Genomic DNA, 259 nt, shown 5'->3' with positions numbered 1-259 from the left:
TATCAGGACGGCCTCGCCGAACCGATGCAGCTTGCTTCTGACCCATTGTCTGTGCGCATCTATACAGCTGAAGAGTGTGAAAGGCTGGATGCCAGCTGCCGGGGATTCATTTTATTCCTCGAGCAGATTCAGGTGCTAAACCTCGAAACGAGAGAGATGGTGATAGAGCGCGTCATGGCGCTGGATACTGCTGAATTTGAACTGGAAGATCTCAAATGGGTGATCCTGATGGTTCTATTCAACATCCCAGGCTGTGAAA

Annotated in this window: 1 pseudogene; it reads left to right on the top strand. The window is 50.2% G+C overall.

What is annotated here, in order from left to right:
* Positions 1-259, top strand: a pseudogene (gene smg, locus RTW80_RS29825) (DUF494 family protein Smg); the annotation flags it as partial.

It is taken from the genome of Escherichia sp. AM3, from assembly GCF_032029835.1.
In the GTDB taxonomy this organism is placed as follows: Bacteria; Pseudomonadota; Gammaproteobacteria; order Enterobacterales; family Enterobacteriaceae; genus Escherichia; species Escherichia coli.
This window is presented reverse-complemented; position numbering and strand designations above follow the sequence as displayed.